General features: G+C 66.5%; 22 protein-coding genes. 10 read left to right on the top strand and 12 right to left on the bottom strand.

Annotated elements, in window-relative coordinates; translation table 11 throughout:
- Positions 1 to 6: 6 nt before the first annotated feature.
- Positions 7 to 510, bottom strand: a complete 504-nt coding sequence (locus ACZYW1_RS09315; RefSeq protein ID WP_463785173.1) for a nuclear transport factor 2 family protein — start codon at positions 508 to 510, stop codon at positions 7 to 9.
- Positions 511 to 592: 82 nt separating this feature from the next.
- Here ACZYW1_RS09315 and ACZYW1_RS09310 point away from each other — a divergent pair, with 82 nt between their 5' ends.
- Positions 593 to 2,290 carry a serine/threonine-protein kinase PknH/PknJ gene (locus ACZYW1_RS09310; protein WP_463785171.1) on the top strand — a complete coding sequence of 566 codons (1,698 nt, stop codon included), beginning with the start codon at positions 593 to 595 and terminating at the stop codon, positions 2,288 to 2,290.
- Positions 2,291 to 2,293: 3 nt separating this feature from the next.
- Here the strand turns inward: ACZYW1_RS09310 and ACZYW1_RS09305 are convergent, their stop codons facing one another.
- On the bottom strand, positions 2,294 to 2,905 hold the full coding sequence (locus ACZYW1_RS09305) for a TetR/AcrR family transcriptional regulator (RefSeq protein WP_463785168.1): 612 nt from the start codon (positions 2,903 to 2,905) through the stop codon (positions 2,294 to 2,296).
- Between the two features lie 38 nt (positions 2,906 to 2,943).
- On the opposite strand from ACZYW1_RS09305, the gene ACZYW1_RS09300 reads away from it, so the two are divergent.
- The 4 genes from ACZYW1_RS09300 (at position 2,944) to ACZYW1_RS09285 (ending at position 7,599) form a co-directional block, all read left to right on the top strand.
- The gene (locus ACZYW1_RS09300) at positions 2,944 to 4,170 is read left to right on the top strand and encodes a hypothetical protein (protein WP_463785167.1); all 1,227 of its coding nucleotides are present in this window, start codon (positions 2,944 to 2,946) and stop codon (positions 4,168 to 4,170) included.
- Positions 4,171 to 4,392: 222 nt separating this feature from the next.
- Positions 4,393 to 6,357 (top strand): Hsp70 family protein, encoded by a 1,965-nt coding sequence (locus ACZYW1_RS09295; protein WP_463785165.1) that lies wholly within the window; start codon positions 4,393 to 4,395, stop codon positions 6,355 to 6,357.
- A gap of 67 nt (positions 6,358 to 6,424) precedes the next feature.
- Positions 6,425 to 6,823, top strand: a complete 399-nt coding sequence (locus ACZYW1_RS09290; RefSeq protein ID WP_463785164.1) for a hypothetical protein — start codon at positions 6,425 to 6,427, stop codon at positions 6,821 to 6,823.
- A 68-nt stretch (positions 6,824 to 6,891) separates the two neighbouring features.
- Positions 6,892 to 7,599 (top strand): cutinase family protein, encoded by a 708-nt coding sequence (locus ACZYW1_RS09285; RefSeq protein WP_463785162.1) that lies wholly within the window; start codon positions 6,892 to 6,894, stop codon positions 7,597 to 7,599.
- 3 nt (positions 7,600 to 7,602) lie between these two features.
- Here the strand turns inward: ACZYW1_RS09285 and ACZYW1_RS09280 are convergent, their stop codons facing one another.
- Positions 7,603 to 8,559 carry an SDR family NAD(P)-dependent oxidoreductase gene (locus tag ACZYW1_RS09280; RefSeq protein WP_463787764.1) on the bottom strand — a complete coding sequence of 319 codons (957 nt, stop codon included), beginning with the start codon at positions 8,557 to 8,559 and terminating at the stop codon, positions 7,603 to 7,605.
- A gap of 8 nt (positions 8,560 to 8,567) precedes the next feature.
- The gene (locus ACZYW1_RS09275; RefSeq protein ID WP_463785160.1) at positions 8,568 to 9,764 is read right to left on the bottom strand and encodes a cytochrome P450; all 1,197 of its coding nucleotides are present in this window, start codon (positions 9,762 to 9,764) and stop codon (positions 8,568 to 8,570) included.
- 91 nt (positions 9,765 to 9,855) lie between these two features.
- Here ACZYW1_RS09275 and ACZYW1_RS09270 point away from each other — a divergent pair, with 91 nt between their 5' ends.
- The 3 genes from ACZYW1_RS09270 to ACZYW1_RS09260 all read left to right on the top strand — a co-directional run bounded on the left by ACZYW1_RS09270 (position 9,856) and on the right by ACZYW1_RS09260 (position 12,083).
- Positions 9,856 to 10,485: a TetR/AcrR family transcriptional regulator gene (locus ACZYW1_RS09270; protein WP_463785157.1), complete on the top strand. Its 630-nt coding sequence runs from the start codon at positions 9,856 to 9,858 to the stop codon at positions 10,483 to 10,485.
- A 70-nt stretch (positions 10,486 to 10,555) separates the two neighbouring features.
- Complete coding sequence (locus ACZYW1_RS09265; RefSeq protein WP_463785155.1) at positions 10,556 to 11,236, top strand: hypothetical protein; 681 nt, start codon at positions 10,556 to 10,558, stop codon at positions 11,234 to 11,236.
- A 319-nt stretch (positions 11,237 to 11,555) separates the two neighbouring features.
- On the top strand, positions 11,556 to 12,083 hold the full coding sequence (locus ACZYW1_RS09260) for a hypothetical protein (RefSeq protein WP_463785153.1): 528 nt from the start codon (positions 11,556 to 11,558) through the stop codon (positions 12,081 to 12,083).
- Between the two features lie 73 nt (positions 12,084 to 12,156).
- On the opposite strand, the gene ACZYW1_RS09255 is transcribed toward ACZYW1_RS09260, so the two are convergent.
- From ACZYW1_RS09255 to ACZYW1_RS09240, 4 genes are all read right to left on the bottom strand, one after another.
- The gene (locus ACZYW1_RS09255) at positions 12,157 to 12,963 is read right to left on the bottom strand and encodes a L,D-transpeptidase (protein ID WP_463785151.1); all 807 of its coding nucleotides are present in this window, start codon (positions 12,961 to 12,963) and stop codon (positions 12,157 to 12,159) included.
- A gap of 155 nt (positions 12,964 to 13,118) precedes the next feature.
- Positions 13,119 to 13,496, bottom strand: a complete 378-nt coding sequence (locus ACZYW1_RS09250; RefSeq protein ID WP_463785150.1) for an STAS domain-containing protein — start codon at positions 13,494 to 13,496, stop codon at positions 13,119 to 13,121.
- Positions 13,493 to 14,548 carry a cobalamin B12-binding domain-containing protein gene (locus tag ACZYW1_RS09245; RefSeq protein ID WP_463787763.1) on the bottom strand — a complete coding sequence of 352 codons (1,056 nt, stop codon included), beginning with the start codon at positions 14,546 to 14,548 and terminating at the stop codon, positions 13,493 to 13,495. Before ACZYW1_RS09245 ends, ACZYW1_RS09250 begins: the two co-directional genes overlap by 4 nt.
- 56 nt (positions 14,549 to 14,604) lie before the next feature.
- Positions 14,605 to 16,266, bottom strand: coding sequence for a PP2C family protein-serine/threonine phosphatase (locus tag ACZYW1_RS09240; protein ID WP_463785148.1), 1,662 nt, complete (start codon positions 16,264 to 16,266; stop codon positions 14,605 to 14,607).
- 162 nt (positions 16,267 to 16,428) lie between these two features.
- Between ACZYW1_RS09240 and ACZYW1_RS09235 the strand changes: the two genes are divergently transcribed.
- Together ACZYW1_RS09235 and ACZYW1_RS09230 are read left to right on the top strand one after the other, a co-directional pair.
- A complete protein-coding gene (locus ACZYW1_RS09235; RefSeq protein ID WP_463785147.1) occupies positions 16,429 to 16,827 on the top strand; it encodes a Zn-ribbon domain-containing OB-fold protein in 399 nt (132 codons plus the stop codon).
- A 24-nt stretch (positions 16,828 to 16,851) separates the two neighbouring features.
- Complete coding sequence (locus ACZYW1_RS09230) at positions 16,852 to 18,063, top strand: thiolase family protein (protein WP_463785145.1); 1,212 nt, start codon at positions 16,852 to 16,854, stop codon at positions 18,061 to 18,063.
- Positions 18,064 to 18,170: 107 nt separating this feature from the next.
- Here ACZYW1_RS09230 and ACZYW1_RS09225 read toward each other — a convergent pair whose 3' ends face one another.
- The 4 genes from ACZYW1_RS09225 to ACZYW1_RS09210 are packed head-to-tail and all read right to left on the bottom strand — an operon-like array spanning position 18,171 to position 21,603.
- Positions 18,171 to 19,391 carry a cytochrome P450 gene (locus ACZYW1_RS09225; protein WP_463785143.1) on the bottom strand — a complete coding sequence of 407 codons (1,221 nt, stop codon included), beginning with the start codon at positions 19,389 to 19,391 and terminating at the stop codon, positions 18,171 to 18,173.
- A gap of 47 nt (positions 19,392 to 19,438) precedes the next feature.
- Positions 19,439 to 19,699 (bottom strand): protealysin inhibitor emfourin, encoded by a 261-nt coding sequence (locus tag ACZYW1_RS09220; protein ID WP_463785142.1) that lies wholly within the window; start codon positions 19,697 to 19,699, stop codon positions 19,439 to 19,441.
- 19 nt (positions 19,700 to 19,718) lie between these two features.
- On the bottom strand, positions 19,719 to 20,783 hold the full coding sequence (locus ACZYW1_RS09215; protein ID WP_463785141.1) for a M4 family metallopeptidase: 1,065 nt from the start codon (positions 20,781 to 20,783) through the stop codon (positions 19,719 to 19,721).
- Between the two features lie 16 nt (positions 20,784 to 20,799).
- Positions 20,800 to 21,603: a mycofactocin-coupled SDR family oxidoreductase gene (locus ACZYW1_RS09210; protein ID WP_463785139.1), complete on the bottom strand. Its 804-nt coding sequence runs from the start codon at positions 21,601 to 21,603 to the stop codon at positions 20,800 to 20,802.
- Positions 21,604 to 21,648 lie beyond the last annotated feature (45 nt).

Below are 21,648 nucleotides of genomic sequence, written 5' to 3'. Positions count from 1 at the left end.
AACGCTTTACAGCGCGAGCGCGATACCCGGGGTCACTTTGAAGTCCAGGTTCTTCAACGACAACGTGGCGTCGTAGGTCCGGTCGTACCCGGTCGCGCTGATCCGCCAGCCGTCGGCGGTCCGGCGGTATCGGTCGTGATAGAACCCGGCACCGATCAGCATGAAGTCGAACTCGGCGACGATCACCCGGTCCTGCAGGTACCAGGTGCCGGTGGCTTCGTCGCCATTCACCTCGATCTCGGGATGAGTGACCCGATGCTCGGTGATCACGCTCGGCCCGAGCTGCGACCGCATGTACTCGACGAGGTCGGCGCGGTTGGTGAAGTGGTGTTCCTCGCCCATCGACGACCCGTAGTCGCCCACCACGTCCTCGGTGAGCGTGTCCGCGAAGTCGTCCCAGTGCTTGGTGTCCAGTCCACGAAGATACCGGTACTTGGTCTGTTCGATCGCGGCGACGTCGGCGAGCCAGGCGTCGTGACGTTGAGAGCTCATCTCGTCATTGCAGCACATGCCTGCGGGTATTCTCCGGGCAACGGAGACTATCTTCGGCCAGCTGTCAGCACCCGGGTCGAAACAAAGGACACACGCCACCATGTTGAGCCCCGGTTCGATCTTCGCCGGATACCAGATCGAGCGGGTGCTGGGCGGCGGCGGAATGGGCACGGTCTACCTGGCACGCAACCCCGATCTGCCGCGTAGCGAAGCGTTGAAGGTCCTCAACCCCGAGTTGTCCAGCGACACGGACTTTCGCGCCCGGTTCATCCGGGAGGCCGAAGTGGCCGCGGCGCTGGATCATCCCAACATCGTGTCGATCCACCAGCGAGGTGAGTTCGAAGGCCAGCTGTGGATCGCGATGCAATATGTCGACGGCACCGATGCGAATGCCGCGCTGAAGAACGGCACCATGACGCCCGCCCGCGCGGTGCACATCGTCGGTGAAGTCGCCAAGGCTCTCGACTATGCCCACCAGCGGGGTGTGGTGCACCGCGACATCAAGCCGGCCAACTTCCTGCTGTCCGGGCCGATCGGCCCCGAGGAGCGGGTGTTGTTGGGAGACTTCGGGATTGCGCGTGCTTTGGACGATGCCGGGTTGACCATCACCGGATCGGTCACTGCGACCGTCGCCTACGCGGCGCCCGAGGTGCTGGCCGGCCAGCCTTTCGACGGCCGCGCTGATCTGTATTCGTTGGCCTGCACGCTGTTTCGGTTGCTCACCGGGCGGGCGCCGTATCCGACCACGAACGGGTCCGCAGCGGTGGTGGCGGCGCATCTGCACGCACCGCCGCCGAAGGTCACCGACGTGGTGCCCGGTCTGTCGCCGCAACTGGACCAGGTGATCGCAACCGCGATGGCGAAAGACCCGACGCTGCGGTTCAACTCCGCGCGTGCCCTCGCCGACGCGTCCGCCGCCGCCCTCAACGAGCACACGGGCTCGACGACGGCGCCATGGCGTCTGGCCCCGCCGGCCGAAGGCGCGACGCCATGGGGGACCGGACCGTACTCGGCCACTGCCCCGCTCGGGTTCTACCGGCCGCCGCCGTTACCGCCGCCGGCACGGCGAGGCCCGCGGTTGGCCGCGGTGATCGGCGCGATCGTCACCGTTGTCGCCGCTGTGGTTGTCGTCGCCGTGCTGAATGCGAAATCCCGTACGCACAATGATGTCTCGCCCCAGCCGCCCAGCACCACCAGTGCCGCCGCGCCCACCGGTCCGTTGAACAGCACCGCGCTCTCAGGCCTGCTGCTGTCGCCCGAGCGAGTGGCCGGCATGGTCGGGGCGGCCGAACTGGTCCAGGAGTCGTTCGCAGACTCGGTGATCGACGACTCCGAGAAGCTGCTGCAGAAAGACTGCATCGGCGTGATGGCGCCTGCGCAGCACCTGGTCTATGCCAACGCCGGGTGGACCGGTGTGCGTTCGCAGGCTCTGCGGAACGCCGGCGAAGGCCCGCGCATCTACGCCGTCATCCAGGCGGTGATCAGCTTCCCGGACGCCGAGGCCGCCAAAAAGCTTTTCGCCGACCAGCAATCGCAATGGGCGAGCTGCTCCGGTCGCACCCTGACGTTGACGTTTCCCGCCCCGCCGACGCCGCAGTTGTGGACGGCCGGCACCCCCGCGGACATGGACGGCGCGATGACCATGACGCAGACCTTGAAGGACGGCGGCGGCATGCAATGCCAACGCGCCCTGGCCGTGCGCAACAACGTCGCCGTCGACGTCTCGGCCTGCCGTTACGACGTTGCCGAACAGGCCCTCGACATCCTGCACGGGATCGTCGCGAAGATCCCCGGTTGACGCTCAGCGCAGATAGTGGGTGACCATCTCGATCAGCGCACGCCGTTCCCGTTGCCAGTCCACCGGTGCACCGACGATCATCTGCGCCAGTACCACCCCGCGCAGCGTGGCCCAAATGACTTCGGCGACACCATCGTTGGCGGGGTTCTCGGTGATCAGCCGGCCGAGTTGACTGATCGCGGCGTTCATCTTCAGCAGGTGCCGCCGCGACGAGCCTTCGCGGTTGGCCCGCAGGATCTCGAAGGCCGCCATCGACGTCGGGCTGCTGTAACAACTCCAGGCGGTGTCGACGACGACCTCGATGCGCTCCCGCATCGGCAGTGCGCTGACATCGGTCGACGAGAGGCTCTCCAGCAGTCTGGCCACCCCGTCGTCGACGACGGCCATCAGCAATCCGTTGCGGTCACCGAAGTGATACTGGATCACTCCCCAGGTGACTCCGGCGCGTTCGGCGACATGCTTGGCCGTCGCGGCGCCGAAACCCTCCTCGACGATGCAGCGGACGGTCTCGTCGATGATCTTCGCGCGGGTGTCATCGCCACGTTTGCGAGGCGCACTCGTCCGTCGGGTGGGACTGGCGGGCGTTCGGGCCTTCTGGCCTGCGGCGATGGACATTGTTGACTTTATAACATAGTCGGATCTATTTTTGGGCAGTGAGCCGATCCCGCTATGCCCAGCTGACCCGCGACCAGCTCGCGACTCTGTTACCCGAGCTGCTGTTGATCGGGCAGATGATCGACCGTTCTGGAATGGCGTGGTGCATCCAGGAGTTCGGGCGCGACGAGATGGTGCAGATCGCCATCGAGGAGTGGGCCGGCGCCAGCCCGATCTACACGCGGCGTATGCAGCGCGCGCTGAAGTACGAAGGGGTGGACGTCCCGACGATCTTCAAGGGCCTGCAGCTCGACATCGGAGCGCCGCCCCAGTTCATGGACTTCCGCTACACCATCCACGACCGCTGGAACGGCGAGTTCCACCTCGACCACTGCGGTGCGCTGCTCGACGTCGAGCCGATGGGTCACGACTACGTCTTCGGAATGTGTCACACCATCGAGGACCCGACCTTCGACGCGACCGCGGTGGCGACCAATGCGCGCGCGCAGGTGCGCCCGATCCACCGGCCGCCCCGGACGCCGTCGGACCGGCACCCGCACTGCGCCTGGACGGTGATCATCGACGAGTCGTACCCGCCGGTCGAAGGGATTCCAGCGCTGGACATCGTCGCTGAAACCCGCGCTGCCACCTGGGAACTCGACGCGATCGACCGCTCGGACGAGGGGCTTGCCGACTACTCCGGACCGGTGGTGTCCGACTTCGACTTCGCCGCGTACTCGCATTCGGCGCTGGTGCGGATGGCCGACGAAGTCTGCCTGCAGATGCACCTGCTGTACCTGTCCTTTGCGATCGCGGTGCGGGCCCGCGCGGGGTCCAACATCGAGCAGGCCGACTCGATCTGCACTCGTCAACTGACCGGCGTCGCCGGACTGGGCGCCGAGCGAATCCATCGAGCACTGGGACTTCCCGCCGGAATCGAAGGCATCCGACGGGTTTTCGAACTCCACCCGCTGTTCAATCCGGTGGGCTATGTGAATGCCGAGGTGGGCGAGCAGCTGGCCGTTCGCCGGTCGCCGGCCCACGACGACGCGGCCTGGATCTCGTTGTGCTCACCGAAGTCGATCCAGCCGTTGCAGGCGATCGCAACCGCGATCGACCCGCGAGTCGAGGTCAGGGTCACCGGTTCGAGCGACGGGTGGACCGCCGAGTTGTTCGAGACCGACACCGTGGTCAAGGAATCGTCCGAGGTTGCGGTCGCCAAAGTCAGCGGCGGCGCGACATTCGAATTCCAGCCGCGCCGATCGCTGCCACTGACCGTGGTTTGACGCGCCACGATCTGTCAAGACGTCGGCTGTCTCACTTCGGTGACGCAACCGCATCGACCGGGTACCGATGATGTTGTGGCCGATGGCCGTTGCGCGACCCGCCGTTATCGTTGACGCTGGCCACCGAACGCTGTCGACGAAAGTATTTGAGTTATGTATGACCCGTTGGGGTTATCGATCGGGACCACCAATCTAGTTGCGGTCCGCAGCGGTAATCCGCCCGTGTCACGTCGCGCCGTCCTGACGGTATTCCCGGACCGCGCGCCGGAACTCGGTGTGCCCGAAGACAATCCGGATTGGGTCGACACCGGAACGCTGATGACCGGTTTCGTCGAGCGGGTCGGCGGTTCGGCGACGCTGAAGTCGGCCGACGGTTCGACCCACGACCCTTCGCTGCTGCTCGTCGAGGCCCTGGATGCCCTGATCAACGAGACCGGCGGTGACGCGGCGACGTCGAACATCACGATGGCCGTGCCGGCGCACTGGGGCGCGGACGCACTTCGCGGCATGCAGGCCGCGTTGAACACCCACGCAGACTTCGTTCACGGCGGGATCGCGCCGCGCCTCGTGCCGGACTCCGTCGCCGCCCTGACCGCACTGAACTCCGATTCCAGACTGCCATCCAAAGGTGTTGTCGCACTGCTTGATTTCGGCGGAACCGGTACCAGCATCACCTTGGCCGACGCCGCATCGGACTTCACGCCGATCGCCGACACCGTGCGTTATGAAGACTTCTCCGGTGATCTGCTCGACGAGACCCTGATGTTGCACGCGCTGGACAACGTGGGTCACGGCGGACTCGATCCCGACAGCACCGCCGCGATCGGGCAGATCTCCGGCCTGCGCGACGAGTGCCGGCTCGCCAAAGAACGGCTCTCCGTCGACGACACCACCGAGTTGACTCTCGATCTGCCCGGTCGTCGCAGCCGTATGGAGATCACCCGGGCAGAGTTCGACAGCATGATCGAGGGCCAGCTCGACGGGCTGTTCGCCGCATTCGACGAGATGTTGCGCTGCAACAAGATTCGTAGCAAAGATCTGGCAGCAGTTGCGATGGCCGGTGGCACGGCAAAGATTCCCATTGTCGCTCAGCGTGTTTCGTCACACACCAAGTCGTCGGTGATCACCGCCAAGCAGCCCGAACTGGCAACGGCCGTAGGCGCGGTCAAGCTGTCGGCGCGTCAGCCGCTCGAGCAGCGCGACGGTGAACGCGAGGAAACGACGATGTCGGCGCTGGTGGGTGCGTCGACCGGCGGTTTCGCGGCGTCGACGGGCGGGCTCGCCACAACTGGAACCTTCCTGGCGCCCACCGGTGCACTGGGAACGTCCACCGGCGCGTTCGGTGCGTCGACCGGGACGTTCGACATCCCCACCGCCGGCGCGCTGTTCGACGACCCGTCCGAACGGCTGACCGAGCTGGCCTGGTCACAAGCCGACGATTCCGACGACGAGCCGGTCGCGTACACCGGTGAGCCCTACGAACCCGACGACAACCGGGCGACCCCGTCGCAGCTGATGCAGTTGCCCAGGTACCAGCCGCCCGACGTGGTCCGGGCCCGCGGCCGGCGTCTGCCACAACTGTTCCTGGGTCTGGCGGCGCTCACGTCGATGGTCGCGATCGGCGGCGTTGCGTTCACACTGACCAGCAGCGACCATGCGCCGACCCTGCCGAGTACCACCAAAGCGCCGCCGCCGCCCCTGACCTCGCAGCCCCCGTCGTCGATCCCACCGCCACCGCCGTCGAGTGTCGAGCCGCCGTCGAGCGTCGCTCCGCCACCGACCAGCGAGCTGCCCCCGCCTCCGCCGCCGTCCGAGACCTACGTGCCGCCGCCCCCGCCCCCACCGCCGCGGACCACGGCCCAGGCCACGACCACCGTCGCGCAGCCGACGACGACCACGCCACAGGCGACGAGCAGCACCACCCCGAGCACACCGCCGCCCCCGCCGCCGCCGTCCTCGACCCTCCCGTCGTCACCGGCGATGACGACGACGTACCTGAACCTGCCGTTCGTGCCGGTGCCGATCCCGGTCCAGGTGCCGGAGGGCCAAGCCGGCGCGAACCAGCAGCCACAGAACCCGTACCAGCCCCAGAACCCCTACTCGCAGGGCCCCTACCAGCAAAATCCGTATCAACCGAATCCGTACATGCCGCAGAATTCCTACCCGGGACCCGGTTACGGCTATTAGACGTGGCGCGAGCCGTCTGTAATGCGCACACTGGGTGTATTGCCCGGTGAGCTGCCAGGAGGCTGCGATGGATGACAACGGTCGGTTCGGATTCGAACCGGAAGACTTCGAGCATGTGATCCGCGACGCGACCGAGGGCCTTCGCGAGGCGTTCGAGGGCGTCGGCCGGTTCTTCACTATGCCCAGTGACCGGGCCGGGTGGTCGTCGGTCTTCGAGGACCTGGCGCGGCGCACCCGGACCAGGCCGGAAACCGCGGGCGAGGCGGGCGACGGGGTGTGGGTGATCTACACCGTGAGCGCCGACGGCGGTGCCCGCGTCGCGGAGGTGTACCCCAGCGAACTCGCCGCGCTGCGGGCCAACCAGAACAACACCGACTCGAGCCGTAAGGTCCGATTCCTGCCCTACGGCATCGCGGTCAGCGTCCTGGACGGCTCCGAAGAAGCGCAGCTGGACGAGGGTCCGTAGCCCGATTCGCCGTGACGCGGTCCTGTGCTCAGCGGCACGTTCGCGTTCTTTACGTAAGAATGGGAACCATGTCCTCCAGCCAGATCGGCCGTGTCCTCTTCGCAGCCCTGGCGATGGGCGGCGGGTTGCTCAGTGCGCCTGCGCCGATCGCCGCCGCACAACAGTGTCCGGACGTCGAGGCGGTGTTCGCCCGCGGCACCAGCGAGCCGCCCGGTGTCGGCGGCATCGGTACGCCGTTCGTCGACCAGTTGCGCACCGCGATCGGCCCCAAATCGCTCGAGGTGTACCCGGTCAATTACGAAGCCAGCAGCAATTTCTCGGACCGCATCGAGTTCGCCCGCAGCGTCGTCGACGGGATCGCCGACGCCAGCAATCACATCGAGGCCACCGCGGCGAACTGCCCGAAGACCCGCATCGTGCTCGGCGGGTACTCGCAGGGTGCCGTGGTGGCGGGATTCACCACGTCGGCCTCGGTGCCTGACGGAGTTCCGGCGGAGTACCGCTCGTTTCTGCCCAAGCCGATGCCGGCCGAGGTCGCCAACCACGTGGCCGCGGTGACGTTGTTCGGCAAGCCGTCGCCGCAGTGGCTGCAGAATTACGGAGCCCCGGTGGTCGCGATCGGCCCGCTGTACGCGCCGAAAACGCTGGACTTGTGCGCCGACGGCGACACCATCTGCAACGGCGATCCCGGTGGATTACCGAGCTTTGCGCACACTACGTATCCGGCGAACGGAATGACGCAGCAGGCAGCCGACTACGCGGCCGGCCACCTGTAGTCCTCAGTCCGACTGGTTCGCCATGATGGTGGCGAACAACTCGGCCATCTCGTCTCCGGGCCCACCGGGCACCGAATAGCCGGTCTCGTCGCGAATGTCGTCGAGGTGGTCGCGCACCTGCTCTACCGACAGGGCCTGGCTGTAGAAGCCCTTGGTCCTGCCGATGAAGAACCGGGCGACGTGGCCCGCGCCGACGGTGTAGATCTCACCGGACACCGGGCACTCCTGGTGCGTCAAGAAGGCCGCGACCGGTGCGACCAGCCCCGGATCGAGCTTCTGAAGGTATTGCGCCACAAGGTCATCCAGTACCGCCTTCGCGGCCGCATCGGCGGGTTGGCCTGCTGCCTCGATGGACTGCGCCAGCATTCGCGTGTAGGCGATCGGGGCGATCGCGTTCACCTTGATGTTGCGCTCAGCGCCCTCGGCGGCGAGCACCCGGGTCAGTCCGACCAGTCCGGTCTTGGCCGCACCGTAATTGCTCATCCGTTCGGCGCCGAGCAGTCCGGCGGCCGAGCAGGTGTTCACGATGCGACCGTAACCCTGCTCGCGCATCACTTTCCAGGCCGGCCGAGACACGTTGAACGCGCCTTTGAGATGCACATCCACCAACGGGTCGAGGCGGTCGGCGGTCATGTCCTCGAACGGTGCGTCCCGGACAATGCCGGCATTGTTGATCACGATGTCCACCCGGCCCCAGGTTGCCACCGCGGTGTCGATGATCGCCTGTCCGCCTTCGGGTGTGGCCACGCTGTGGGTGTCGGCCACCGCCTCGCCGCCGTGCCGACGGATCTCCTCGGCGGCGGTGGTGGCGGCATCGAGGTTGGTCCCCGACCCGGTGACCGAGCCGCCGGTGTCGTTGACCACCACCCGAGCGCCACGAGAGGCGAGTAACAATGCGTACTGCAAGCCCAAACCGCCACCAGCGCCGGTGATCACCGCGACACGATCGTCGAACCGCATGTCGTTACTCACCAGGTGACCGGCAGCTCTTTCATGCCGTAGATGTCGGCATCCTTGAATTTCAGCTCTTCCGGCGGCACCGCCAGGCGTAGTCCGGGCAGCCGTCGCGCCAGCGTCGAGAAGGCAACCTGCATCTCGACTCTGGCCAGGTTGGCGCCGATGCATTGATGGGTGCCGTAACCGAAAGCGACGTGCCCGCGCACATTGCGCTCGATGTCGAGCTTCTCGGGGCATCCGGCGAACTCGGTGTCCCAGTTGCCGGCGGGTAGGTTCATCAACACCCGGTCCCCGGCGCGGATGACCTGACCACCGATGGTCAGGTCCTCGGTCGCGATCCGATCGACCTGCGCGTGCACGATGCTGAGGTAGCGCATCAGTTCCTCGACGGCGCGCGTGACGACGGCGGCGTCGTCGGTCTGGCCGAGCGTCCGGAACGCCTCCGGATGTTCCAGCAGCGCAACGGTTCCCAACGAGATCATGTTGGCGGTGGTCTCGTGGCCGGCCTGCATCATGATCACGGCGTTGATCGCGACGGTGTCACGGGTGAGCTGGCCGGTCGCGACGTAGTCGGTCAGCAGCCGGCTGATCAGGTCGTCACCGGGATCGCGCTCCTTGCGTCCCACCAACTCCTGGATGTAGAGGTACATCTCGGCGAAACCCTGTACCCGTTGCTCCTCGGTCGAGTTGACGTCCAGTCCGGCTGCGGTGTTGTGCTGGAACAGGTCCAGGTCTTCGGGTGGAACACCTAGCAGTAGCGCGATCACCTGGGACGGCACCGGGAGTGCGAAGTCGCGGACGATTTCGGCCGGCGGTCCGGTGTCGATCATCGCGTCGAGGTAGTGGTCGACCAACTCCTGGATCTGTGGCCGCATCGCCTCACAGCGCCGGAAGGTGAACTGGCTGGTCATCATTCGTCTCAGCCGGTGGTGTTCGGGGTCGTCGATACGGGCGAACACGACGGGTGCGGTCTCGTCGTCGGAGGGTGTGCTCAGCTCCGGGAGCGTTTGGGCGGACAACCGGGGATCAACCAGCGCCGCGCGAATGTCCCGATAGCGACTGATGCTCCAGACCGGCTGTCCGTTCCACACGGCACGGCGCAGCCCCGGTTCGTCGCGCCAGTTCTCGAACTCGGCGGGCGGTGCCAGCGGACACCGCGCGTCACGCCGGAGCGGAACCACGGGTAGATCGGAGGTCGTCGACGTCACCGGTATGTCCTCATAAGTGTCAGTTGGCTGCCAATTGTCCCGAGCGTAGAACCTGCCTTACTGGCAGTCAACTGTCAGTTACGCTGAGGTCATGACCGCGGTCTCCGACCGGCCCTTGCGCGCCGATGCTGTGCGCAATGCCGAGCGGATCGTGCGGGCCGCCCGCGACGTCTACGGCGAACTCGGACCGGATGCGCCGATCGAGGCCATCGCCCGGCGGGCCGGCGTGGGTGAGCGCACCCTCTACCGCAGATTCCCGACCAAGGGGGAGCTCGTCCGCGCCGCGCTGGACCAGTGCATCGCCGAGGACCTCACGCCGACGATCGAGACGGCCCGCGACGCGGTCGATCCGCTGGACGGTCTGGCCCGACTCATCACGGCGGCCATCTCGCTCGGTGCGCGTGAGCACAACCTGCTGACCGCAGCGCGCCGGGCCGGCTCGCTGACCTCGGACGTCCTGGACGCGCTCGTCGAGGTGCTCACCGAACTCGTGGAGCGCGGACAGCGGGCCGGAGTCGTCCGGTACGACCTGGCCGCTGTCGACCTGCCGCGGATTCTCGCCATGCTGTACGGCGTGCTGCCGACGATGGACGCCGGCAGCGATGGGTGGCGTCGCTACGTCGCGCTGATGCTGGACGCCATATCGGCTGGTGAGCGGCGTGCGCTGCCCCCGGGCGCCACACTGCGATTCGAGCCCGAGTCGAGCACCTGGCCGATCTGACGCAGGCCGCTTGACCGGGGTCTCGTTATCTGATCGTGACTATTTCGCGATTTGCTCGTAAGCTGCTGCCGTGAGTCGTCACAAGTTAGCCAGCACGCGGCGTAAGTCGCCGGTAGTGATGGCTGCGGTCGCGGCCCCGGCAGCGTTCATCTTTGCCCTGGGCGGCAGCGCCCACAGCGAGGGGCACCACGGTACGGCCGACCCGGTAGCTGGCGACGCCCCCACGTGCTGTCAGGTACAGCTGACAGCTACCACGCCGGCCGCGACGGCATGGGCGATGTCGGCTGTGCAGCCCGGCGCCGACCCCGCCGAATCGGCCTCGGCATCGCGCGCGTCGCGATGGCACGTCGCGTCAGCGAACGCTCCGCAGGTACTTGTTGCCGACGTCGCCCCGGAACGCGGGTTGCAGGTCAAGACGATTCTGGTGGCTCGCACCATCAGCGCCATCTTCCCGGAGATCAAGAACATCGGCGGGGTGCGCCCGGACTCACTCAGGTGGCATCCGCAGGGCCTGGCGCTGGACGTGATGATCCCCAACCCCTCCAGCTCGGCCGGTATTGCGCTGGGCAACGAGATCGTCTCGTTCGCGCTCAAGAACGCCAAGAAATTCGATCTGCAGGACTGCATCTGGCGCGGTACCTACTACACGCCCAGCGGGCCGAGTGGATCCGGTTACGGCCACTACGACCACGTGCACATCACCACCCACGGCGGGGGTTACCCGACCGGGCGCGAAGTTTACGTTCGCTGAGACGGCGCAAAACCTAGGGCCTGCAAGGCCTTCGATGCCGAATTGTGATGTTTCGAATCAAACATCAAGGGCTGGTGCATCTTTCGCCTGGTCAGTATCATTTCTGGTCGTCCGTGGTTCGAAAGCTCAGCGCCAGTAGCCGATTCCGAAGTCCAATAAACCGGATGAAACGTCTCTATTTGGAAACGGTCGGGTGCGGCGTCGTGCGTGTTGAACACCGGTCCATTAATAATGAGTTGGCCGCAAGAAGCGCGGCCCGGTGCGAATGCACTGTGTTGATCTGCGGGCACCGCCCGGGCGTGAAAGAGAGTTGACGTCAATGACAGCCTTCGACCGATTCAGCATCAGAGTTGTTGCTGGCGTTGGACTTTGCGGTGCCGCTATCGCGTTCAGCGCAGCGGCAGCGGCAGCGCCCTGGAAGACGGGTGGCGCCGCGTGCATGTACGGAACGGCGGGCGAAGTCGGCGCGCCGGCAGCTGCCGGAGCCGCCGGGGGAGCCGGAGCAGCGGGCGCCGGGGGAGCCGGTGCGGCGGGTGCGGGTTGTGCGCCCGCAGGCGCCCCGATCGCTGACATGGCCGGCGCACCCGCGGCGGCCGGTGCCCCCGTCCCCGCCGGTGCTCCCATTCCGGCCGGACTACCGTTCCCCGCTGGAGCCCCGATTCCTGCGGGAGCCCCTCTGCCAGTGGCGGTTCCGGCCGGCGCGCCGTTGATCGCGCTGGGTGGAGTACCGGGCGCGCCGCTGGTGGACATGGCCGGCGTAGCGGGCGGCAAGGGTGCACCCGCGGGTTCGGCGCCCACCAGCGGACCGGTGCCCGGTCAGCCGTTGCCGCCCGGTCCCACTGGGTGAGCCTGACAAGGAAATGCCCCCGAGCCTCGAGCTCGGGGGCATTTCCTTGTCAGGGCGAAAAGGCCTGCGCGCCTTATTCCTTGACCACGACCGGATCGCCGATGTTGACGGTGTTGAAGTACCACTCGGCGTCGGCCGGGCTCAGGCTGATGCAACCGTGGCTGACGTTCTCGTGGCCCAGAGCTTGGACAGCCCACGGCGCAGCATGTACGAACAGGCCGCGATTGCTGAAGCGGGTGGCATATTCGACCGGGGTCTTGTAACCCTCAGGGTCGGTGATCGGAACGCCGACGCTGCTCGAATCCATGATCACCGTCCGCTCTTTCGACAAGACCGTGTAAACGCCGGCGGGCGTAGGGAAGTGGGGACGGCCCATCGAGGCGGGCATCACCCCCGGCTCACCCAGGTGTGGTTGGTGGTGTGGCGCCGGCAGCTGCTGCGACGGACCGCTCGGCACCCCGTCGACGCTGACCGTGAAGGTGTGGCCGGAGATGTCGGCGACTCCCAGCACGGCCGGACCCGTCTTCAGCTCTGCCGACGCGCCACCCACCGACAGTGCGATCGTGCTGTGCGCAGGCCAGAAATGTTCGGGAACCCATTGCGCAGCAGTGTCATTGAGCCACTCGAGCTTGCCGTTCATCGCTGGTGACGCTGTGACGTGCATGGCGCGTTCAGCCGCCTTGCGGTCGATCACCGGTGAGCGGAACCTGACGGCTACCGGGTAGCCGACACCGACGATCTCACCCGCCGCGGGACCCAGTGACGCCACCGGGAACCGGGCCGACTGATCCGATGCGGCCAGGGCCATTCCGGAGGGTCCGGCGACCACTGACGCGGCCGTGCCAGCCGCCACTAGAACAGACCGAAAGACCGCGCGCATCACCGTTTCCTTTAGTAGACGAGGTTGCAATAGCGATCGTAAACAAGTCCGGAATGTTGGAAGCGCAACGGCGCGTTCGCAATTCGGTAAAGGGTCGGTCACGTTTCGGCTACGGCCGCCCAAATGCCGGTGGTGGAGATACGACGCGCTCTAAGTCAGCGCGCTGTTTCGCCGGAACTCGTCTGGCCCAGCAGGCCGGGGTCGGCGGTTTCGGCGTCGGTGCGGGTCAGGTCGAAGTGGTTGAACAGGCCGGTCACCTGGAGGACGCGGTCAAGGAATTGCGGGCGGTTGTCGAGATGCAGTGCCACACCCGCTTCGGAGGTCCGTCGATGCAGCAACAACAGGCCGGACAGGGCTGCGGAGTCCAGGAACGCCGTCTCACTGAAGTCGAGGTGTAGGTCGCTCAGACCATTCTGGGCCAGTAATCGAGTTGCGACCTCGACGAGGTCGTCGGACGTCTCGTAGTCCAGGTCGCCGGTGATCCGGACGGATGCCGATCGTGCCGCGGTGCTGATTGCCAGGGAGTAGGTCATCGATTCAGTGGGGGGTCGGTCGCCGATCTCTTCTCGTCGGCGAGGGCGGACAGGGCGGCGCGCAACATACGCTGACTGCGCGGGAACTCATGAAGTTGTTTACCCAAGAGTTCGAGGGTGGGAAACAATGTTGTCGGCGGCACGCCGCGGGCGGCCAGGATATCCGCAGTCCAGGTGACAAAACCGCTGAACAATTCGTCGTCGTCGGTGTAGAGACCGGCGACGAGAAAATCCACTACATGGGCGATGTCCTCGGCCGTTCGCTGCCGCTGTGTCTCGGTGTAGTCACGCATCGCGGGGACACGGCTCTCGAGTGTCGCGAAGGTCTCTTTGACCAGGTGCGTCGCGGTCTGACTGACGGTCGTGTACTCCTGGTCGATCAGGTGCGGCAGGTCGTCGACCGGCTGGCGATTGGACGCCAGATGGGTGCACAGGAAGCCCTCGTCCAGCAGCGCGGCCGCGGCACGGGCGTCAGGCGCCCACGCGTCGGCGCCCAGCTGGCGGGCGTAACGGCCGTCGACACCGAAGGCCGCGCCGCCGGCCAGTACCGCGACGCCGGCCGCCTGGCAGGCGGTGATCGCCGCATGCGCGGTCGGCAGCCCGGTGGGAATGGAACAGGACAACGCGACAGCATCCGGCCCGCTCTGGTGCAGGTGTGCAATCAGGTGGGGGGTGGGGACCTGCGCGCCGAGGAAGTCGACCTGCCAGCCGCGCAGGCGCAGCGTCTCGGCCAGCAGTCGGGCCGGCAACGCGTGCCACTCGCCGTCGACACAGGCCACCGTCACCCGGCCGGCCTGTGCGGACGAACGGCTGGCGGGATGCTGCGCGAGCGCGGCGATGACGCGGTCGTTGATCGCGGTGGCGGCATGCTCCTGAGCGACGGTGATGCGGTTGGCCGCCCACTCGGTGCCGATTTTGTACTGGACCCGGGCGATCACCTCCAGCAGGATGTCCTCGGGCTTCATTCCCGCGTCCGCTGCAGCGAAAATTGTTGTCACGGCGGCGTATTCGTCGCAATCCACGACGGCTCCCCAGAGCTTGTCGCGCACCAGGGCCTGTTCGGCCGCGTCGACGGTCTGCGCGGAGGCAGCCCCGACGTCCGGAGCGCTCAAGCCGTGAACCTTCCCCGGGTGTGGCCGTCGACGGCGCTCAGGTGAGTGCGGCGCGGGGCGGTGATGGCCACGACGGCGATGTCGTCGTGAACCTGCTGGCCGACCCACTGGGTGGCGAGCATCATCACCCGTTCGACGACGGCTTCGGCGGGCATCGCGGCGCATTCGGCCAGCGCGGCCGCCAGGCGCTCCTCGCCGAACAGGTAGCCGCCCAGCGGTCCGCCGCGGGCTTCGGTCACCCCGTCGGTGTAGAGCACGCATGTTTCGCCCGGGCCCAGCGTCGTCTCGAAGGACTGCGCCTCGATGTTGGGTAGCGCCCCGATCAGCGTGCCGCGGGTGTCGGCTTGCTCGACCCGGCCGCCGTCGCGGATGATCAGCGGTGGCAGGTGGCCGGCGCTGGTCAGCCGCAAGGACACCGCGCCGTCACGGTTGGCCACCGACGCCAGGACCAGCGTCGCGAACCGGGCGTGCTCGGTCGACAGCATCGCGCTGTTCAGTAACTCCAGAACGCCCTGGTGGTCGGAGGCCAACGGGGTCAACGCCTGCAGGGTGTTGCGGATTTTCCCGGTCAGCATCGCGGCTTCGAGGCCCTTGCCGCACACATCACCGAGGATCACCAACGTCTCGCCGTCGGGGGTCGCCGCGGGATGGACGTCGTAGAAGTCGCCGCCGACGACCTCATAGTCTTCCGACGCGCGGTAGGCCCCGGCGAATTCGATCCCGTGCACCGGGTGCAACTCCGGCGGCAGCAGGTCGCGCATCAGCGTCCGGGTGATCGCAGCCTGCTCGGCGTAGAGCCGGGCGGCCGACAAAGCGGCGCCGGCCCGCGCCGCGAACAGCCGCGCAAGAACCTCTTCGCCTTCGGTGAATTCGCCTTCCGCGGCGTGACGGAGCAGTACCAGCGCACCGGCCGAGACGCCGTGGCCGGGGAGCGGGGTGATCATCACCGAGCGCACGGGCCGGGGGCAACCCATCGGAATCAGCCAATCCGGCAGGGTCGCCGCGTCGATCCAGCGCGAGGGCACCGGCGGGAATCCCCGCAGCGCCTCACTCAGACCGGTCACCGATGCCGGGTCCGCGTCGACGCTGCGCTGCTCCACACTGCCGGTCTGGTCGCAGTAGAAGATCGGCATGCGTCGACCCCGGCCGGCGGGCGCCACCACGACCGCGGCGTCGGCCAGATCCCGGGCGGCCAGGAGCACGGTCGCTTCGCGGCACCGGTCGATGTTCAGCGAAGCCATCAACACCGACGAAGCCTCGAGCAGGAACTCGGCACGCTCGTGTTCCCGGGTCAGTGCATGTTGAGCTTCGCGCAGCACGTGGCCGGTGTCTTCGACCAGTGACCACGCCACCTCGCCACCGGGCAGCGTCGCATGGTGAGCCTCGAACTTGCGTCCGCTGACCGATCCGGCGACGTTGAACGACTCTCTGCTGTCGGCCGGCAAAGACGCCGCGACGAGCCGAGAGTGCACGGGAGACAACCAGTCGACGATCTCGTCCAGCCGGCTACCCAACGATGCGGCGGGCAGTAAGGCTTGCGCGGAGGCGCTCAGCGCGCAGACGGTTCCGGTTTGATCGACGACGAGGGTGGGGCAGGCAACATAGGTCCAGAGCGAATCGTGACCGGTCTCAACCTGGATGGGAGACGCTTCCTGCATACCGAGCCTAAAAATTGTCGTGTCTACTTAACAAAAGCTAGTCAGAGTTTACGCACAGCCGTTGTCAGGGCGGAAGACTCGCTTTGCTGAATCTGATCTTGATATTCGGCGTCTCAGCTGAACCGAACTCGATACGGTCACAGTACATACGACGGAGGTGTCATGGCGGGGCGAATCCCAATTGTCGACTATTTGGTACTCGACGACGGCGATCCGCACCTGATCGCACGGGAATGCACGAGCTGCCGCGCCCGTTTTTTCGACCGGCGCAATGCCTGCGCCCGTTGTTTCGCGTCTGAATTCACGACGGTTGCAGTGCCCACCGAGGGCACGGTCCGGGCGTTCACCATCGTCACGTTTGCCGCACCTGGCATTCCAACCCCGTTCGTCGCGTCCGTCGTCGACTGCGACGGCACTCAGGTGCGCACCAATTTGGTCAATGTCGAGCCCGATCCCGACCACATCCGCGACGGCATGAAAGTGCGGCTGGCGACCTTTCCGATGGGCACCGACTCCGCGGGTACCGAGGCGGTCGGCTTCGGCTTCGAACCCGCCACCTGACGACGCCAGATAGAAGGAGCAACCATGAGCGCCAGTGACGACATTTGGATCCTTGGAATCCGGATGACGAAATTCGGGAAGCATGCCGACAAAGACACCGTCGACCTGGCGGCCGAGGCCGCGATGGGCGCGCTTGCCGATGCCGGGGTGACGATGGCAGACATGGGCGTGATCGCCGCCGGAAATCTGATGGCGGCCAACGCCGGGATCGGGCAGCAACTGCAGAAGCAGATCGGTCAGACCGGCATCCCGGTGTACAACGTGGCCAATGCCTGCGCGACGGGCGCCACCGCGCTGCGGACCGCGATCATGGCGGTGAAGGCCGGCGAGGTGAACTACGGCCTGGCGGTCGGCGTTGAGAAGCTGTCCGGCGCGGGCTTGCTGGGCGGCGCCGGCACGAAGAAGGGCGACGCTGACGTCTGGGCGCCGAAGGGCCGTTACGGGGCGGTCGCTCCGGTGGACGGGCGGATCGGCACCGAGTCGATGCCCGGTGTCTTCGCGCAGATCGGCACCGAGTACGGCCACAAATACGGCGGCACCAGCTTCGAGTTGTTCGCCAAGATCAGCGAGAAGAACCACGCTCATTCGACCCTGAATCCGCTTGCGGCCTACCAGAAGCGATTCACGCTGGAGCAGATCATGAACGACGTGATGATCGCCTACCCCAACACCCGGCCGATGTGTTCGGCCAACTGCGACGGCGCGGCGGCCGCGGTGGTGTGTAACGGGGAGACGCTGAAGTCGCTGTCGCTGCAGCAGCGCAAGCGGGCGGTCAAGGTCGCGGCATCGATCCTGACCACCGACCCGTTCGAGGACGGTTGCCAGGTGCTGCCGAATGTCAACACGCTGACCCGCAACGCCGCCTCGACGGCGTACGAACAGGCCGGTATCGGTCCGGGCGATCTCGACCTGGTCGAGTTGCACGACTGCTTCGCGACCGCCGAGCTGGTGCACTACGACAACTTGATGTTGTGCGAAAAAGGCGGTGCCGCAGAATTTTTCAACTCCGGTGCGACGTGGCGTGACGGCGCGACCCCGGTCAACGTGTCGGGCGGGCTGCAGTCCAAGGGGCATCCCATCGCGGCCACCGGTATCGCCAACATCTGGGAGATCTGCCATCACCTGCGCGGCGAGGCCGGCGAGCGCCAGATCGAGAACGCCAAAGTCGGCCTGGCCCACGTGATCGGTCTGGGCTCGGCGTGTGGGGTGCACATCCTGGAGAAGTCCGCCGCATAGTCGCGGGTAGTCGCGGTCGCAAGCGCGGCGGTGCCGCGTGTAGCGGGCCGCGACCATCGGACGTAGTCGGGGTCGCAAGCGAGGCGGCGCAAGCGCCCCAAGGCAACTCAATCCACGGCGCAGGGCAGGCTCTTGATGCCGTGCACGAAGGTCGAGCGCAGCAGGTCGGGTGCGGCGGTGGCGTGCAGACCGGGAAAGGCCGCGAGCAGCTTGTCGAGGACGACCCGCATCTCCATTCGGGCTAGGCCCGCGCCGAGGCAGAAATGCGGACCGCCGGCTCCGAACGCGTAGTGCTCACGTGCGTTGGCGCGACGAATGTCGAACGTCGCCGAATCCGCGAAGACGGCCGGGTCGTGATTGGCTGCGACGTACCAGACGACGACCTTGTCGCCGCGCGCGATGTGGTGTGAGCCGAGCGTGGTGTCGGTGGTCGCGGTCCGGCGCATGTGCAGGACGGGTGAACACCAGCGCAGCACCTCCTCGATGGCATTGGCCTGCAACTCGTCGAAGTCGTTGACCAGCAGCCGCTTCTGCTCGGGATGAGCGCTGAGCAGATGCACCGCCCACGCCAGGCCGGTACGTGTGGTGTCATTCCCGGCGGCGGCCAGCAAGAGGACGAACGACCCGAATTCCTGCGGCGTGAGTCGCCTGCCGTCGACCTCGGCTTCCATCAACCGGGACGTGATGTCGTCACCCGGGTGTGCCTGACGCTGTTTACCGAGTCCGATGGTGTATTCGAAGAATTCGACGACGGCCTGGATGCTGGTCGCGGTGTTGCTCACCTCGGCGTCCTGCACGCCCAGAATCAGGTCGATCAGCTCGCGAAGCCGCGGGCGATCCGATGTGGGGATGTCGAGTAAGTCGGAGATGACCTGAAACGGCAGGTGGGCGCCGACGGTGTCGACGAAGTCGAAGTCGTGCGTCTGGCGAATCTGCTCGACGATGTCGTCGGACAGCTCGCCGACGTACTCGGTCATCGCGCGGATCTCGCGCGGGGAGAATGCCACCTGGACGAGGCCGCGATACTGACGATGCTTGGGATCGTCCATGACGATGATCGACCCCATCATCTCGCACAGTTCCCGGGGCATGTCGTCCATCGAGAAACCCTTTGTGCTGGTGAAGGTTTCAGGATCTCGGGTGACGGTTCGCACGTCCGCATAGGACGTCACCGACCAGAAGCCCGTGCCGGTGTCGGGCTGGATGAACTCGACGCCGTCACTGCGGTCGCGGATTCGGTGGAACGCTTCGAGTCGCGACCGGACGTCGCGATCCCAGAACGGACTGAGATTGCCCGGGTTGAGTTGTGTCTCGTCGGTCGCCTGCATAACGACAGCGACATTTCCATACTTTTTGGTATGGATCAATGCGGGGTTCAGATGTCGACCGACACCGCGCTTGCGACCGTGCTGGGCATTGCAATTTCCGGAATGTCCCGCGTCGTCGTACCCGAGGGGCTCTGGCGGGTGACGCGATAGGTGTAGCGGTCGGCCCCGGAATCCTCGTCCAGTGGCTCGCCGCCGTCGAGAAGTTGCTCGAGCGTCGTGCGGTCGCCGGGATCGATCTCGTCACCGTCGAGAACGCAACTGGCTCTCAGTCCGGCCAAGCCCCCACGCCGCTCGATGATGTACTGCATGGTGTGCCTCGTTCCCAGCTCAGACGGCGACGTCGGGCTGTGGAATGCCGACTCGTGTCCAAGCATCGTCGACCCCACGATAGACGTCGCGATCGCGGGGGAACCGTGATCTGGCGGCCGCGCGGGTGAGGGCGGCGAATTCACCGAAATCCATGCAGGGACCGGCTTTCGGGCTGGTCAACGCCGAGTACCAGACCTTGCCGACCTTCTCCCAAGACCGCCCGCCCACGGTGTCGGCCGCCAGGTAGAAGGCGTGGTTGGGGATGCCGCTGTTCTCGTGCGGGTCGCCGCCGGCGATGTAGTCGGCGTAGTGCGACGGCTGCGGTGCCAGGCATTGCCGCGAACCGGGATCCGCCAGGCTGCGAAGGCAGGTGTACCCCTTGGCAATCGCCGCCGGGCCGAGAACTCCCGGGCCGATCAGCCAGTCCGCGTCGACCACCGCCTGGTTGTGTCGCCACTGGTGGAACATCGCGCCGAACGCATCCGAGATGCTCTCGTTGAGAGCCCCGGCCTCGCCGGAATAGTCGAGGCCTGCGCTGAACTGTGTTATGCCATGGGTCAACTCGTGACTGATGACGTCATCTGAGAGGGTGAAGTCGATGAAGACCTGCCCGTCGCCGTCGCCGTAGGTCATCTGAGCGCCGTTCCAGAATGCATTGGCGTAACGCACGCCGTAATGGATCGATGACATGAGGGTCATGCCCGCATCGTCAATAGAGTTGCGTCCGAAGCATTCTCGGTAGTAGTCAACGACGGACCGGGTCGAGTCGAACGCGCGCTTCGCAGTCAGGTCGGTGCTGCCTCCGGGGTCTGCGATCGGCGACCCGGGAAGTGATCTGGTGTTCTTGCAGTCGTAGACCGTGACCGCAGGGACGGTCGCCAGCGAGTCGGAGCGCCGCAGACGGGTGACCTTCGCGGCCAGCAGGCTGGACTGCGTCGCGCTGGTGTGCGCGTTGCGCAGTTCCCGCCAGCTGCTTTCGACGGCCACGCTGTCGCGGATCGCTTCGCGGGACTCCGCCGGGATCGACTCGTCCTCGGCGAGCCGGCGGAGGACGGCTGCCGGCACGATGAACCGATCGCACACGGGGTGACTCCTTGCGTCAGTGGATGCGTGCGCTGCCGCCCAGGCCGATCTCCAGGACGCTGCCGGTGATCACGCCGGGGTCGGTGACCAGGTAGAGCACGCCGCGACTGACGTCTTCCGGCTGAATCCACGGCTGCGGGATCGGGTTGGCCTTCATCATCCGGCGCACCAGTTCGTCCGGGATGTCGTCGCCGCCCGTGGGTTGCACCATTGGGGTCTGCGTGGTGGTGGGGCAGATGACGTTGATGGTCACGCCCTCTCTGGCCACTTCGAGGGCGGCGGATTTCGCCAGGCCGATGACGCCCCACTTGGTGGCGTTGTAGGCGGCGAGGTCGGGGATGCCCATCCGGCCGCCCATCGACGAGGTGACGACGATGCGCCCGAACCGCTGCCTGCGCATGACCGGGATCACCGCACGCAGCGTGTGGAATGCGCCGGTCAGGTTGGTGTCGATGAGTTGCCGCCATACGGCGTCGCTGACTTCGTCGAGCGGCCCGGTGCTGACAACCCCGGCATTGGCCACCACGATGTCGAGGCTGCCGAGGTCGGCGACGGTCTGCGCGACAGCGGCGTTGACGGCGGCTCCGTCACGAACATCCAGGGTGACCGGCACACAGCGCCGGCCGAGTTCGTCGACCAGCTTGGCGGTCTCGCGCAGGTCGTCCTCGGTGCCGAGCGGGTAGGTCAGGTCGGGCATCGCACCCGGCGCGTCGGCGACGACAATATCGGCTCCTTCGGCCGCCAGGGCCAACGCATGCGCGCGGCCCTGTCCGCGGGCTCCGCCGGTGATCAAGGCAACGCGTCCGTCCAAAGCACCCATAGCCGATCAAGCTACCAGCCTGGTCGCAGCTTGGAGCCAAATCAA

This window comes from Mycobacterium sp. IDUB_36 (assembly GCF_055419225.1).
This window is presented reverse-complemented; position numbering and strand designations above follow the sequence as displayed.